The sequence below is a fragment of the Pseudomonas sp. FSL W5-0299 genome (genome assembly GCF_005930655.1).
GTDB classification, from domain to species: domain Bacteria; phylum Pseudomonadota; class Gammaproteobacteria; order Pseudomonadales; family Pseudomonadaceae; genus Aquipseudomonas; species Aquipseudomonas mandelii.
This window is the reverse complement of record NZ_RXHX01000036.1, coordinates 1-15057: the sequence shown is the minus strand read 5'-3', so window position 1 is coordinate 15057 and position 15057 is coordinate 1. Positions and strand designations below refer to the sequence as shown.

At 51.0% G+C, this 15057-nt stretch carries 14 protein-coding genes and 1 pseudogene; 9 read left to right on the top strand and 6 right to left on the bottom strand.

Annotated elements, in window-relative coordinates; all coding sequences use genetic code 11:
• Positions 1-328 precede the first annotated feature (328 nt).
• Entirely contained in the window at positions 329-1465 is a 1137-nt protein-coding gene (locus FHL16_RS28025; protein ID WP_017340941.1) for a nickel/cobalt efflux protein RcnA, read from the bottom strand.
• 7 nt (positions 1466-1472) lie between these two features.
• Complete coding sequence (locus FHL16_RS28020; protein ID WP_017340942.1) at positions 1473-1772, bottom strand: metal-sensing transcriptional repressor; 300 nt, start codon at positions 1770-1772, stop codon at positions 1473-1475.
• Positions 1773-2285: 513 nt separating this feature from the next.
• Between FHL16_RS28020 and FHL16_RS28010 the strand changes: the two genes are divergently transcribed.
• The 3 genes from FHL16_RS28010 (at position 2286) to FHL16_RS34785 (ending at position 3906) form a co-directional block, all read left to right on the top strand.
• Entirely contained in the window at positions 2286-3023 is a 738-nt protein-coding gene (locus FHL16_RS28010) for a HupE/UreJ family protein (RefSeq protein WP_031319141.1), read from the top strand.
• A gap of 12 nt (positions 3024-3035) precedes the next feature.
• Positions 3036-3689 (top strand): hypothetical protein, encoded by a 654-nt coding sequence (locus FHL16_RS28005; RefSeq protein ID WP_031319142.1) that lies wholly within the window; start codon positions 3036-3038, stop codon positions 3687-3689.
• 88 nt (positions 3690-3777) lie between these two features.
• Positions 3778-3906 carry a hypothetical protein gene (locus FHL16_RS34785; protein ID WP_256578041.1) on the top strand — a complete coding sequence of 43 codons (129 nt, stop codon included), beginning with the start codon at positions 3778-3780 and terminating at the stop codon, positions 3904-3906.
• A 351-nt stretch (positions 3907-4257) separates the two neighbouring features.
• Here the strand turns inward: FHL16_RS34785 and FHL16_RS28000 are convergent, their stop codons facing one another.
• Positions 4258-5448, bottom strand: a complete 1191-nt coding sequence (locus FHL16_RS28000; protein WP_017340946.1) for an MFS transporter — start codon at positions 5446-5448, stop codon at positions 4258-4260.
• 260 nt (positions 5449-5708) lie between these two features.
• Here FHL16_RS28000 and FHL16_RS27995 point away from each other — a divergent pair, with 260 nt between their 5' ends.
• The 3 genes from FHL16_RS27995 (at position 5709) to FHL16_RS27980 (ending at position 8490) form a co-directional block, all read left to right on the top strand.
• A complete protein-coding gene (locus FHL16_RS27995; protein ID WP_052909673.1) occupies positions 5709-5912 on the top strand; it encodes a co-regulatory protein PtrA N-terminal domain-containing protein in 204 nt (67 codons plus the stop codon).
• Positions 5913-6593: 681 nt separating this feature from the next.
• Positions 6594-7334 (top strand): COG4705 family protein, encoded by a 741-nt coding sequence (locus FHL16_RS27990; protein WP_031319074.1) that lies wholly within the window; start codon positions 6594-6596, stop codon positions 7332-7334.
• 952 nt (positions 7335-8286) lie between these two features.
• Entirely contained in the window at positions 8287-8490 is a 204-nt protein-coding gene (locus FHL16_RS27980; RefSeq protein ID WP_017340948.1) for a co-regulatory protein PtrA N-terminal domain-containing protein, read from the top strand.
• Positions 8491-8762: 272 nt separating this feature from the next.
• Here FHL16_RS27980 and FHL16_RS27975 read toward each other — a convergent pair whose 3' ends face one another.
• Positions 8763-9467 carry a response regulator transcription factor gene (locus FHL16_RS27975; protein ID WP_017340949.1) on the bottom strand — a complete coding sequence of 235 codons (705 nt, stop codon included), beginning with the start codon at positions 9465-9467 and terminating at the stop codon, positions 8763-8765.
• A gap of 145 nt (positions 9468-9612) precedes the next feature.
• On the opposite strand from FHL16_RS27975, the gene FHL16_RS27970 reads away from it, so the two are divergent.
• The 3 genes from FHL16_RS27970 (at position 9613) to FHL16_RS27960 (ending at position 13003) form a co-directional block, all read left to right on the top strand.
• Positions 9613-10305 carry a response regulator transcription factor gene (locus tag FHL16_RS27970; RefSeq protein WP_031319143.1) on the top strand — a complete coding sequence of 231 codons (693 nt, stop codon included), beginning with the start codon at positions 9613-9615 and terminating at the stop codon, positions 10303-10305.
• The gene (locus FHL16_RS27965) at positions 10283-11650 is read left to right on the top strand and encodes a sensor histidine kinase (protein ID WP_031319144.1); all 1368 of its coding nucleotides are present in this window, start codon (positions 10283-10285) and stop codon (positions 11648-11650) included. Before FHL16_RS27970 ends, FHL16_RS27965 begins: the two co-directional genes overlap by 23 nt.
• A gap of 567 nt (positions 11651-12217) precedes the next feature.
• Positions 12218-13003 carry a glycosyltransferase family 2 protein gene (locus FHL16_RS27960; protein WP_017340952.1) on the top strand — a complete coding sequence of 262 codons (786 nt, stop codon included), beginning with the start codon at positions 12218-12220 and terminating at the stop codon, positions 13001-13003.
• A 194-nt stretch (positions 13004-13197) separates the two neighbouring features.
• On the opposite strand, the gene FHL16_RS27955 is transcribed toward FHL16_RS27960, so the two are convergent.
• Entirely contained in the window at positions 13198-13563 is a 366-nt protein-coding gene (locus FHL16_RS27955; protein ID WP_017340953.1) for a histone-like nucleoid-structuring protein, MvaT/MvaU family, read from the bottom strand.
• A 1250-nt stretch (positions 13564-14813) separates the two neighbouring features.
• Positions 14814-14888 (bottom strand): annotated as a pseudogene (locus FHL16_RS34570) (dihydrofolate reductase family protein); the annotation flags it as partial.
• Positions 14889-15057 lie beyond the last annotated feature (169 nt).

The window sequence follows — 15057 nt, the reverse complement described above, 5'->3', positions numbered from 1 at the left end:
GGCATATATGAAGTCGGGCAGCATATGCTTACTTACACCAAGCAGCCACACATAATTTATGCCTAATCCCTGCTGGACTAGCAATAAACCGCGTTCGACTACAGCAATTTTCTGGTGAAGTAGCCCCCGCCATCCTAGTTTGGTGAGTTCAGTTGCGTAGGATCTACCTAATTGAAATGGGTGGCTGATAGTTGATAGCTTTTTTTCGAGCGTCCGCCTAAACAGGTGTCCGATTACATTAGACAACTACAAACACCATAGGACAGAGGAGGAAGCTGAACCTCAGTTGCATCCCACTCTATTCACTTTACCTAATTGATATGCCTGCCTATGCGCTCAAGCCGATCCAACCGTGGATGCCCACGTAAAGGCCGACACCGATGATCAGCGCGCTGGATAGGTAAGGCGCTCGACGGGCAACAGCAGCCATCCAAGGCCAGCGGTTGGAGGCCTGCTTGGCGCCAATAGCCGCCGCTGCGCCGACAGTCACCAGTGTGAGTGCCAGACCAATGCTAAAACACAGGACTAGCACGCCACCCAAGGCGACCTCTTTGACCTGAAGACATAGCAAGAGAACGGTGATGGCAGCCGGACAAGGAATCAAACCACCAGTCAAACCGAACATGACGATTTGGCCGGTGGTGACTTCGCGGTTAGTGAAGCGTTTACGGATATCGTTGGCATGGGCACGTTCATGTGCGTCCTGATACCCATCAATCGACAGTTCCAACCCTTCCAGTTCGGAATGCGCGTGGCCGTGATCATGCTCCTGGTAGTCCAAGTCATAATCATGGGAGTGCCCCGCGTGCCCAAGACTCAAGCGAGCACTGAACTCATGAGGCTCGGGGATATCGACTGCCGACTCCAGGAAGCCCTCGCGCTCGACGAAGGTGAACGACAGGGTGCTGCCGTCAGGACGAGTAGTCATCAGACGAACATCTGAGGCTGCCCAAGCGTGCCCGGTCAATGTCTTCAGGCGCCAGTGCGGTGGCGCGCCGTCTTCGAAGATCGACAGCTCAACACGACCATGGCCAGTATCGATTCCGTGGGTCTCATCATGATGGCCGTGCTCATGCTCGCCATGGTGGTGATCATCACCTTGCTCGAACTTGAACATCTGCTCGCCGCGCCAAGTACGCCACAGCATCCACAGCGCAATTACGATGATCAGGGCGGAGGATGCTAGCTGGAAGTATGGCTCAGTGGTTTGAGCGTCCAGGCCTTTGCCCAGATACATGCCGCCGATGGCGACCAGCCACACTACGGCGGTGTGCGATAGCGTTGCAGCCAGCCCCAACAATACGGCCTGTTTTACCGAGCCACGGATGGCCACGATGAAAGCCGCCATCATGGTTTTTGAGTGGCCAGGTTCTAGGCCATGCAAGGCCCCGAGCAAAATGGCGCTCGGGAAGTACAGCCAGGCGTGCGAACCACCCTGTTGCAAGAGTTCAGCGAAGTTGGGCATATCAGACCTAGAGGTACTTGGTGATTTGTTTGAAAGCTTCCAGCGGTGCACGCTCGCCATTGCCCAGCGCCGAAACGGTGTCCTCAAGGCAGTGGTCAATGTGATCTTGGATGAGCGTTCGTTTTGCCTGACATATGGCTTTCTCAACTGCATGCAACTGCTGAGCAATGTCCACGCACTCACGACCCTCTTCGATCATGGTGATGATCCCGCGTAAATGGCCGTCCGCTCGTTTGAGGCGCTTGATGATCGCCTCATGACTTTGGTGGGTGTGGGGATGGCTGTGTTCGTGTTCGTGCTCACTCATGACTTGAGCCTCAGGCCTCAATGAATTACGCTGGCATCGTATCCCCCCCAGGGGGATGTGGTCAAACGAATCAAAGCCCTACAAAACGAGTTGAAACCCGAGCACTATGTTCAGCAGAACACTGACAATGACGGTGGTAATCGCACTTGCTCTCGCCATGTTTGTGGCTTGGGCCGGGCACACCTATACGTTGTCGGTGACATCGAAACAGCCAGCCTGGGAGATTGCGCAAGACGCACATCACTCCCATGAGCAGCAGGCAGAGATGTCGAGCGCGAGCTACTCGGATCATTACCACTCGCCGTTGACCCCTGATCATCAGCACGAAACGCCACAGCTCACGTCCGCGTTGAGTTTGGCTGCACAGCCAAAGCTATCCATACGAGTTGATGCGCGCAGATATTCCGTCCCTCGTCCGCCGATTTTCTTGATCGAGCGTCCGCCCCGTCCTTCGTTCGCATCCTGACCATGGCCGCACTGCGGCCTTTGATCCCTGCAACGTAGGATTGATCTATGCATTCGCACTCAATGAGTGGCGTTGTCGCATTCACTGCGCCATCGCACCGCCCGCTACTGCTGTTGTTTTTACTTGTCGCTGCACTTTTCCTCGGGATGCCCGAGGCGATGGCTCATGCCGTCGCGGAAGGTGACAAGGGCTTCATCCAGGAGAGTTCCGGCGTCATGTTGCTGCCATTCATCTACATGGGCGCCAAGCACATGATGACGGGCTACGACCACCTGCTTTTTCTGTTTGGGGTGATCTTCTTCCTCTACCGTCTGAAGGACGTGGGGCTCTACGTCACGCTATTCGCTGTAGGCCACTCGGTCACGCTGCTGTTTGGCGTGCTGACCGAGATCAGCATCAGCTCCTACATCATCGACGCCATCATTGGTTTCTCTGTGGTGTACAAGGCGCTCGATAACTTGGGTGCATTCCAGCGCTGGTTCGGCTTCCAACCCAACACCAAGGTGGCCACGCTGATCTTCGGCCTGCTCCACGGTTTCGGCTTGGCGACGAAGATTCAGGAGTACGAGATCTCTCCTGATGGACTGATTCCGAACCTGATCGCCTTCAACATTGGCGTTGAGATCGGCCAATTGCTGGCCCTCAGCGCGATTCTCATTCTGATGGGGTATTGGCGGCGTACAGGTGGTTTCTGGCGCCACGCCTACACCGCCAACGTCGCCATGATGAGTGCCGGCTTCCTCCTGATGGGTTACCAGATCACCGGCCTGTTTGTCTCCGCGTAAGGAATTCTGACTATGTTCAATACTCCGCTTCCATCTGTTAATGAATTGCCCAGCACTCGCAAACTGGTACGTTCGACTGTCATAGCAATGCTGGTTGCTGCCGGTCTTCTGGTAACGGTCGTAATGCCTTCGGAATACGCCATTGATCCGACAGGTGTGGGCCGAGCACTGGGGCTGACCCAGATGGGCGAATTGAAGATCATCCTTGCCCAGGAGGCTTTAGCGGATGCAGCTGCGCCGCAAGCATCTGCTCCTGCTCCTGCTCCTGCTCCTGCTCCGCAGGTTGCGCAAGTTCAACCTGTTGCGAAACCTGCTCCTCAATCTGAAGCAACATCAGCTCCTGCTTTGAAAACGAATCAAATCACCGTCACGCTGAAGCCTGGTGAAGGGAAAGAAATCAAGCTGGAAGTGCTGAAGGGCAAGACTGTCAGCTATGCATGGACAGCGCTTGGTGGGCCAGTGAACTACGAGACCCATGGTGAGCCCTACAATGCTAAAAAGGGCTATTTCCACAGTTATGGCAAGGGCAAACAAGTCAAAGATAACCAGGGGGAATTTACTGCGATTTTTGACGGTACTCATGGCTGGTTCTGGCGTAACCGCAGCAACAGTGACGTGACCATCTCACTCAAAGCGACCGGCGATTACTTGAGCGTCAAGCAGTAATCCGAGACGGCGATGGCTGTGCTGCAGTCGAGAGGCAGCGTTCAATCACGGAAAATCTCTTTCATCCATTTCTTTAAAGGGTATCCCCATGAAAACCCAAACAACACTGTTCCGTTCGATGCTCCTGATCTGCTTCCTTGGCCTGATGACGGCATGCGATGGTGGTAAAAAAGTTACTACCACCGAAAGCGCTGAACACGGCCACTCACACGAGTAACACCCGGCACAAACAAAGCTACATTTGCGAAGCTCTTGAAGGGCTGGCATTTGGATCGGCGTGGCCGGCACTTCTCGGACTGTCCTATCTGGGGATTCAAGCCGGCCAAGTTGGGCCAAAGGGACTACTCGTCGCCGGATGTTAGGCACTGATACTTACGAAGGCTTCGATATCTATCGTAGCCATGCAACCGATACCGAGCGCTATGCTGTCATGGCGCAAACCCAACCTTGGCCTCCACCTATTGGTAGGCTTCGGACTGGCAGAAACTGCCGGCGCGGCATATCGATCTGACGGACGAGACGAATGAGCCCCTGATGTTCCAGTGAGCAGATGATCTGACCTGAGGAATTATTGATTCTTCAGCAACAGTAAGAGAAGAGCTGTTGAAGCAATCAATGCCCCCACCACGAAGGTGCTGTCTGATCCGATGCTTTGCCATAGCCAGCCCGCAAGAACACTGGCGATCAGCATGCATGCACCACTGACCAAATTGAAAATACCGAAGGCGGTGCCCTTAAGTTTTCCAGGCGCTTTATCGGCTACAAGCGAGGCAAGAATGCCTTGGCTGAATCCCATATGAAGCCCCCACAATGCAACGCCCAGCATCATCGTAATGGCAGAGCTGGACTGAGCAAGCACCAGATCCGCTAGGATGAGTAACCCCATCCCCACAACGAGCAGTTTCGTACGGCTGATACGATCAGATAGCCAACCGGCGGGGTAAGCAGACAAGGTATAGAAAAGTGCCATGACCACCATCACCAGAGGAATCCAGGTGGCCGAAAAGCCTAACTGCTGGGCCCGTAATACCAGAAACGCTTCACTGAACCGGGCTAGCGTAAATACTCCACCAATGACAACAACCCACCAATATCCAGACGAGAAGTCGAGCAAGGCTCTCCAGTGAATCGGAGAGCGAAATTTGTGTTCGCTGGGGGCGTGTACGGGCTCTTTTACTCCCGTGACAATTAGAGTCACCGCTATCGCTGCAGGAATCACTGCAACCCACAGTACAAGCTGTATATCTGCGAGCCACAACATCAGCAATATGGCCAGAGCGGGGCCAAGAACGGCTCCTACGGTATCCATCGATTGTCTTAACCCAAAGCAGGCGCCCCGGATCTCTGGTGGCGAAACATCTGCGACCAGTGCATCACGCGGCGCGCCACGAATCCCCTTACCGATACGATCCAGAAAGCGAGCAGTGAATACCACCTCGACTGTATGAGCCAAAGGGAAAAGCGGCTTGGTCAGGGCGGCCAAACCATATCCAAGTAGCATTAGTCCTTTGCGTCGCCCTATAAAGTCGCTGATGGCGCCAGAAAATATTTTGACGAACATGGCCGTCGACTCGGCGATCCCCTCTATCACTCCGACAGTCAATGCACTCGCGCCCAACGTAGTGACTAAAAACACAGGCAGTAAACTGTGTACCAGCTCAGACGATAGATCCATGAACAAGCTAACAAAGCCCAACGCCCAGATCGTGCGCGGAATCCGAAGGCGCTCAACATTTGTATTAGGGCTATCGCTGTTCATATTTTCATCCTGTACTCGTCGGTGCCGCAGAAAAATATGGAAGGCAGCGCCCCTTCTACATGACTATCTCACTCGCTTGGACTGCAGATAGTGGTAGGAAGAAATGGTGCCCAAGATATGGAGGTTACACAGGACACACCTAGGCATCTGCCTGTCAAAAAATTCATTTTGCGGGGATGAGCGTGAAATGCCCCCAGCTTCAGTATTAGCCCAAGCCAGCAAACATTGTGATGGCTAAACCTAAGTACTGGAGATTTGCCATGAAAACCCTGAAGGCTCTTTTGATCGTAACCTTGATGAGTGCCTCTGTAGCTGCGATGGCAGAAGGTGGAGGCGATACAGTAGCTGCAAAGATGGAGGCCGCAAGAGAGTCTGCGATGGTAACGTACCAACAGTCTGAACACGCAACCGCCGTTGCCAGCAATCACCAAGCGGCGTCCAACGATGTCGAATGCACAAATTAATACTACGCAATACTCATCAATTATTTGGCAGCCTCCGACTTGCTCGTGCGCTTTAACTGCCATGGGCCACAGCCAAAGAACCTGCTACAAACAACCACTAAAAAAGCCGCTTACTCGCAGCTTACAGTAGGGGCTATCAGGTTAAAAGAATAAAAAATTCAACTCGGGTTGCGAACAGCATCGACAATCCGAGTATTGGGCGTGCAAGAAATTACTTGCTTGCATCATAATACTTTGCACATATAATTTACATGAAGGTTATGGTCGGCCTAAATTACGAACCATACCTCCAAGGCACAAGTAAAAAGTCTAGTCTGCGACAATTATTAACGTAAAAAAAACGCAATAAATTTGTTTGCGAGTCCCTATTAAATAAATCCCTTGAACTGAATACCCCCTACAAGGGGGCAAGAAAGTAAAAGCTTAGTGCTGAGTTTGCGCCAGAAACGACACGAATAATAAATTTAATTATGAGTGTTCTTTGACAGAATTTTGATCTTTTACACCCTAAGCTGCGCTCATCTATACATCGCGCTATAGCTTGATCGTTACCCTCACAAACTATACCGGTTATCCCTAATAGATGTATGTGAGTCCGATGCAAATGGCGAGATTTTAGACGCTGTAATTTATAGCTTTAATCCGTTTCCAGGAATCCCCTCTATGAGCACCTCTATCAGTTTGAATAAGCTGCCAGAAATAACTTTGGCGTTCTGGGCGATGAAAATCTGCGCCACCACCCTCGGCGAGACTGCCGGTGATTTACTGTCGATGACGCTGAACGTGGGGTATGCGATCAGCTCAATGATCCTGATAAGTGCCTTCCTGATTACACTTAGCTTGCAGCTATTTTCGAAAAGTTATAATCCCGTGTTGTACTGGATCGTTATTCTATCCACCAGTACCGCAGGCACCACCATGTCGGACTTTATGGATCGCACCTTGGGCCTTGGCTATGCGTCCGGCTCGCTAATTCTGATCAGCCTGTTGATCGCCATTTTTGCGATCTGGCGCTTGAGCGAAAAAACGCTGTCGGTAAACAACATCCATACCACTAAGGGCGAGCTGTTCTATTGGGCGGCAATTCTGATTTCCAACACGCTGGGCACAGCGTTAGGCGACTACCTGGCAGATGACTCCGGCCTGGGCTTCGCTGGCGGCGCATTGCTGATCGGGTCAGCGATTGCCGCAGTGATGCTGGCCAAGTTCTACACGCGGATTTCCACAGTGCTGCTCTTCTGGTTGGCGTTTGTCCTGACCCGACCGTTCGGCGCGACACTCGGCGATTTTTTGACCAAGTCTCACGAAAAAGGCGGTTTGGATTTTGGCACAGTTGGTTCATCGTTAGTGTTGGCCAGTGTGTTGGTAGTGCTGGTGTCCTTCGCCGTCAAGGCCCGCAGCGCTGAAGAAATGTACGGCTAAACGGCTTGTGGGGGAGCAGGAGCACTACAAGTGTCGAGTTGGTGCTTGACAGCATGTTGTGTGAGCCGAATTTTCCGCGTACGGATTTCATCCTCACTGATGACTACGTTGTGTGGTCGCCCCAACCTTGAGATGGGCCTAGTCTAAAAATGGAAAATGCTCGATACGACATTTGCTCTTAAGCCAATTAGGCGCTTTGAAAAAGGCACCGAGGAATTTCCCACTACCGTTTACCCCTTCAGAGTGGTCGTCTGACCTATCGGGCCTGATGGTCTCATCACCGGTACTTTATAGGCAGCCCACGAATGATGTCGTCCCTGGTCTAAACGATCATTGAGTTCCTCACGGTGCATCCTCATGCTGTCTATCTGGCGGTATTGTTCTTGGCTCTTTCCGAGTCAGTTCCGATCATCGGAGCCGTTGTTCCAGGCACTGCCGTGATCCTTGCGCTAAGTTCCTTTGTTATTGCTCTGTGCGTTGTTAGTCGCCGCGACATTAGGTGCTGAAGTGGGGATGGTCTTTCGTTCTGGCTAGGGCATCGACACCCGCGCAAAACTCTTGGTTTCTGGCCATTGAGCCTCCACCCTGAACTGATTCAGAGCAGCAAGGCCTTTTTCGAGCGTCACGACGCGAAGAGCTTATTTCTCGTGCGCTTCGTACCGGGCATTCACACCTCCATTCGCTGCTCATATTTTCATCCTGTACTCGTTGTTGCCGAAGAGAGGTCGGGAAAGGCAGGGCCACTTCTACATTGCTATCGTACTCACTGGGAATGCAGATAGTGGTGGGAAGAAATGGCCTCCGGGATACGGAAGTCACACAGAGCGCACCTCGGATATTTATCTGTCAAAAAATTCATTTTGCGGGGAAGAGCGTGAAATACAACCAGCTTTAGTATTAGCCCAAGCCAGCAAACATTGTGATGGCTAAACCTAAACACTGGAGATTTGCCATGAAAACCCTGAAAGCTCTTTTGATCGTAACCTTGATGAGTGCTTCTGTAGCTGCGATGGCAGAAGGCGGCGGCGATACAGTAGCTGCAAAGATGGAGGCCGCAAGAGAGTCTGCGATGGTAACGTACCAAAAGTCTGAACACGCAACCGCCGTTGCCAGCAATCACCAAACGGCGTCCAACGATGTCGCACGTTCGAATTGACAGGACGTTTTACTCATCAAGTTCATTAGCAGCCGACTACTTAATCATGCGCTTTAAGTGCCATGAATTGCAGTCGGGAAAGCTGCCGCAAGGACGCATAACCAGAGTCGCTTATTCGCCGTGTGGCAGTAGGACTCATCCTTTAAAAAACAGTCAAAACGACCTGCTCGGGTTGCGGGGTACACCGACAATCCGAGTAATAGGTCGGCAGCAAAAAAGCTGCTCTAATGATACGCCAACATTTCATCAACCTGCTGCTTCAGCTCTGGTTATTACCGAGCGGGAGTTTCAGAAAAGTTCGTCACCACGTTGAGGCAATAGCCTGCGCCAGGAATGGTAGCAATTAGCGCAATTCCAAATCCATCATCTAACTTTCGACGTAAGCGATAAATATGTTTATCGATAACGTTGTCGTTTGGATCGAATTCATAGTCCCAGGCACTCTCAAGTAGCATCAAGCGAGTAACAACCTCACCACAATGTCTCATGAGTTTTTCTAGAATCAAGGTTTCGCGGTGAGCAAGCGATATCGTGCGCCCCATCCATGTTACCTGCCGAGCTGCAGAGTCAAGGCACAGTTCGCCAATACACAAGGTACTCGCCTTACCAGGTTGCTGATCTCTCGGGCGCAATAATCCTTCCAGTCGAGCTAATACTTCAACAAAGGCATAGGGCTTCGCCAAGTAGTCGTCGCAACCCGCTTTAAGCCCCTCAACACGCTGCTGGGTCGAGGCTAAGGCGCTGAGCATCAATACTGGCGTCTGCATCCCCTCCCTGCGTAGCTCTCGAACTAACGACAAACCGTCCATACCGGGTAGGCATCGATCAACGATCAAAGCGTCATAGATACCCTCGAGCGCCATAGCGAGACCGTCACGACCATCTTCGCTGGCATCGACGACATGTCCGCTTTCTCCGAGTCCTCGCACTAGGTATGAAGCGGTACGGGCATCATCCTCAATGACTAGAATACGCACACAAACCTCGCAAAGACTTAAATAAACTTTTTTTCATTTTCTCGGAAGCTCAGTGTATAGACTGGCTTGGCACACTATGCCATCAAAGGGGTCGCTTGATTTACATCGACCTATGAATTTCAGCCCGGAGCTCAGCGCGACGCCTATGACCCACGTACTGGTTATCGAGGATGATCCCGTCACCTCACGGGAGATTGAGGCAGCCCTTAACGACCATGGCTTTGACGTAACCCTGGTAAACAATGGTCGTGAAGGCTTGGTAGCGGCCATTAGTGATACCTTCGACATCATTGTTCTTGATCGCATGCTACCTGGAGCGCTTGACGGCCTAGGCATGCTTACCGCATTGCGCGCCTCCGGCATCACCACACCGGTTCTGATTCTCAGTGCGCTAAGCGCTTTAGATGAGCGGGTTCGAGGCCTTCGTGCAGGAGGCGATGACTATTTGACCAAGCCGTTCGAGTTCATTGAGCTGACTGCTCGACTAGATGCTCTGAATCGCCGAAGGGCACCTCCTTCCGCAGCAAATCGAGACAGTCGATTGCGCATTGGGAATCTGGAAATTGACTTACTACGACGCTCAGTGCGCCGAGGCGAAAGACAGATTGACTTATTACCTCGTGAATACGCGTTACTAGAGTATCTCGCTCAACATGCCGGGCAAGTCGTCACGCGAACCATGCTCTTCGAAGCTGTCTGGAATTATAGTTATGACGACCGCACCAATGTGATAGATGTTCATATTGGTCGTCTGCGTCATAAGATTGATGGCGAGGGCGATTCTCCAATGCTCCAAACCATTCGGGGGGCTGGTTATGTCCTACGTTCGCCTGAGTGAGATTCCACGTACCATCAGCTTTCGAACAGCCCTTATGTTCCTGGCATTATTTGGGTGCTCGTTTTTTGCGTTATTTGGTTATATTTATTGGCAGACTACCGGATATCTGATCTCAGAGGTGGATACTGCACTGCATCGAGAGGTAGACCGCCAAAACGCCCAAGAGCCTGCGCTACGACGTACAGAAATACTTAAACATACGGAACAAGACCCCGAAGGGCGGCTCCCATATACGCTATTCGACTCTGCAGGTACAACGATTGCGGGGGCGCTATCAACCCTGCCTACGTTCAGTGCATACGATAAGCCTGCGGAATTTTTCTGGGATAAAGCTAACGGGCATGATCGGCCTATCCGCTACCTTGTTCACAAACTGGATGATGGAAGCACTCTTCTGATCGGCCAGGACATTCACGATATTCGTGAGTTTGACGAGCTTTTGGTCAATGCTCTGGTTTCAGGTGGCTCACTACTTATAGTAGTTGGGCTACTAGGAGCGATTGCATTAGGCGTATCTGCTCGCCGTCGTTTAGACGTACTTAGCCGCTCCATAAAAATAATTGTGGAAGGCGATCTCAGTGGGCGTTTACCTACACGGGGAAATAACGACGATATTGACCGTATTGCCGGCGTGGTAAACGGCATGCTGGATGCACTTGAACGGCTGATGAGTGAAGTCAAAGGTGTATGCGACGATATTGCTCATGACTTGCGAACACCGCTGACTCGCTTGATCGCTGGATTGGAACGTGCACAACGGCGTAGCTTGACGCAAAAAGAGTACGCCAGCGCTATCGATACAGCCATTGAGGATGCTAAGGGTCTAATGCAAACCTTCCGGGCACTGCTGCGCATTTCAGAAATAGAAGGCAGTGCTAGACGCAGTAATTTTACCCTTGTTGGTTTCAATCAAATCTGCGCTGATGCAGTTGAGCTCTTTGAGCCTCTCGCTGAAGAACGTGGTATGAATCTAGAGTTCAAGCCATGCGAGGGAGTCGACACAGTAATGGGGGATTCGCAGTTACTGTTTGATGCGGTTTGCAACCTCATCGATAACGCCATCAAGTTTTCACCGGACGGAAGTGACGTTGAAGTAACAGTCTCGGCAGACGCTAACAACTGCGGAATCAGTATCCGTGACCGTGGGCCCGGAATACCGGAGGAGGAACGAGAAGCTGTTTTCCGTCGACTCTATCGTTCAGAGTCCAGCCGTCATACGCCAGGAAATGGCCTGGGCTTAAGTATGGTTTCAGCTGTGGCACGTTTACATGACATGACCCTGCAGGTTCACGATGCCCAGCCCGGATGCCGAGTGGACTTGATAGGTAAAGCACAAAACGCTTGATGCTTTGGATCTATATCTGAAATTTTTATAGCGCGGCGGGCAACCCGTCCGAGGACACACGCCTACCTCTTGACTCAAATGAGGCCCCTGTATTTGAATCGCACGCTATGAACTCTATCGTCCTTGGCTTGCCTTCGTCTTAGAATCACGTCTTAAAATCTTTTCGCCTCCCAATTAGGAGTGACGATTATTGGGGACAACCACATCCCATAGCATCGTCGATCCATATCGACAAACCTGTCAAAAAATTCATCTGCAAGGGAGATGAATTATAAGTCTCCAGGCACAAAATAACGAAATAACGAAATAACGAAACAACAAATACCTTTAAAGCAAGACAGCTAGGCATTACATTCACTATTAAAAAAAGGCTCTGCAATATGAAGTCTGGTCTTTTATGACAATTGAATCACGCGCGTCCATTTTTAATTTTTCAGGATTGGAGGATCATAGTTTTTTGAGGGAGGGGGGGACTACGCAGCTTAGGCTGCGTTGTTACTCCCTATAATTCAGACAGTAAATCCAAGCCCCCCAACAAAGGCAGTCAAATCCGAGAGCCCGTGAGCTATGAAAGACCAGCCCCCCAAAAAGACAAACTATAGTATCGCCTTGGTTAATTACAAGTCGCTCGAGCTAACCAAAACATGTCTCCAACTCCTACAGAATATTATACAAGAAGAAGGTGTTCCAGTTTATGTGGTGGACAATGACTCCAGAGACTCAAGCACAGATTATCTTCGAGCTTTGAAATGGATCAATTTGATTGAGCGAAAAATAGAACATCCTGAAGCCGGGAATATTGCGCATGGTCGAGCTCTTGATCTCGCTTTAAGTCTCGTTGAAACGAAATATCTATTTTTGTTGCATACCGACACCTTCATTTATGACCTTGAAGTTTTTAACATGATGATCGCGCAGTGCATCGACCAACACGAGGTAGCAGCCGTTGGATGCCTAGAGCAGCTGAATAGAGGCTTTCTCCGCTCTACCTGGAGAGTGTCATCACGCTTTCTTAAACATTACACCAGGCGTGGCCTGAAGGCGCTTGGCATAAGATCAAGGGAGCCGAAACCATATAGAGAAATACACCTAAAAAGCTTTTGCACCCTATGGAACGTTAGGCTGGTCAAAAAGCACGGCTTGCATTTTCAAATGGACGAACGCAATCCAGGCTATGAGCTTCAGGATAGGATGAAAGAATTAGATTATAAGATTAAATTCATATCACCTCGAAAGATGTTTCGCTATCTAGATCACATTCAGAGCGGAACGATTTCGTCACTAGGCGGCTACACCAGCAACCACAGAAGAACCAAGATGTACAACCAAATAACACAGGGCTTAAAGTTTTAAAACGCGATGACAGAGTTGTCTTCGCTCAGTCTCAGAAAAGTTCCGTAGTAGTCTGATCTAGGCGTACGGACATCGACTGAACCTCGGTTTGGCGAAACGATTTGGATCATGTCCGAGGCACGACCTAAGCCCGTATCTCATCAACATCTCAAACAAAAATGGCCCTCCCGGGCCCTTTTGTACTCCAACCAAACTTACTTGGCGAGCCAAGACTCTACGGTGTCGGAGCCGTATTTCGCTTTCCACTCTTTCAGTGTTTTGTGGTTGCCACCCTTGGTTTCCACCACTTCGCCAGTTTCTGGATTTTTGTAAACCTTCACTTGGCGTGGCTTTCTCGTACCGGATTTTGCCTCGGTAGCTGGTGCGCGACGACCAGCCTTTGGGTCAAGCAAATTGATCACGTTCAGCAGGCTATAGCCGTACTCGGCGAGTAAAGCGCGCAGTTTTGTTTCAAATTCAATTTCTTTCTTCAGGCCAGCATCGCCCTTCAAGGTTTCAAGTGCCTCAAGTTGCTCGGCGAGGTATTTTTCCAACTGACGAAATTCTGCAAGCTTAGACATGGGCAATCTCTATGTAAGTAGTCTCCTAACAGTACACTAAAACAGCGATACACATGAAGTGGCGACAAGAGAATGTTTTAATAATCGCGAATAGGGGGCATTAATGCGATGGCGCCACGTCTGAGACTGACTCGCGGAACGGAGCTGGGTGCGAGGTGTCATTTGTATTATGACACATCAGTGTCGCAATCCTGTTGAGATAGAGAGGTGGTTTTCGTGAACAATATTATCTACATCGTCGGGGTCGTTGTGATCGTCCTAGTTATTCTTTCGTTTGTCGGCCTTGTATAGCCTTAGCTGCTAAGCGCATCACTGAATCATCTGTTTGGTGCTAACAGACCTTGAAGTGCAAAGACGAATTCCCGGAGATGCCGCCGTCAGACGCCCCAAGCGTTGCCACCTGAGATGCGTTCTGGTGGTGCCAGTGCGGTCTAGTACGAGCCAAGCCACGGCACTTGGAATAACAAGGCGTTTCCGACATGTATCCGGCGACACCTGACGGTCGCTACCTTGTAGTCAAAGGAATGCTCTGGCGTTGCAGCAATCCTTTGCTGAATGCGGATGCCAGCACCTCGTAAATGAACTCTTGGCAGCGCGATGGGAGGTATGTGTCGCGACCTGAATTTGTCGTCACTGAAAATGGTCGCGACAGCTCGATGAGTTCGCTAAAACGGGGATTGGAGCAGGTAGCGGCAATACATGATGTGCCTATTCCCTTGGTCTGAATTGCCTGAGCTGATACTCAAGGGAGTCAAAAAGTTGAAGAATCTCGTCGCCAGCGACATCCCGTCCGCACTCGAGACACTTCAATCTAAGTAAATCTTTAAACGAGGCGAACCGATGCACGGCAGGCTGAAGATCAGCGCCGCAATTTGGACACGTCAGCGTACACGGGTCAACTTCTAGCATTACAACCACCGCTCTCTGGTTCGTCTCAGATATTAAACGATATCTGCAGCCTCTAAATTTGAGAAAAATCAACTAGCTGTCCCATCCAGTCACGGAGGGCGGCGCCAGACTGGACCCTATTTTCGCTTGTGACGGTAACACCGTCACCAACCCAGCCGAGATCAATCCTGACCGCGGCTCACTGGCCATTCTCTACCCCTCGCGACGGGAAGAAAACGACCAGTGGACGCAGATTATCCTGGAGCTCCTTTCCAACCCTTCAGAGAAGCTATCCAAGGTTTCGGTTGATGATCGAGGGCGGGGCGCGCCCTTTTATTTGCAGCGGAGCGGTGGTGATCACCCAATCCATCACGCAGGAATGATTGCACCACCTCCCCACCATCGACATAGACCCGACGCATGCCTTGCCTGGCAAGCGGGTCGCCCCAAGCCTGCCGAATCCGGGATCGGGACCATTTTCCACGGTGGTCACGAGCAAGGATGACCAGAGGAGAGTTATTGCTTAGAAGTGTTTGCGCTGCCGGCCCAGTTCAATAAGCGATGGGTGAAACCATAGCTCGCAGCCTGGTAATAGGTAATCGCACG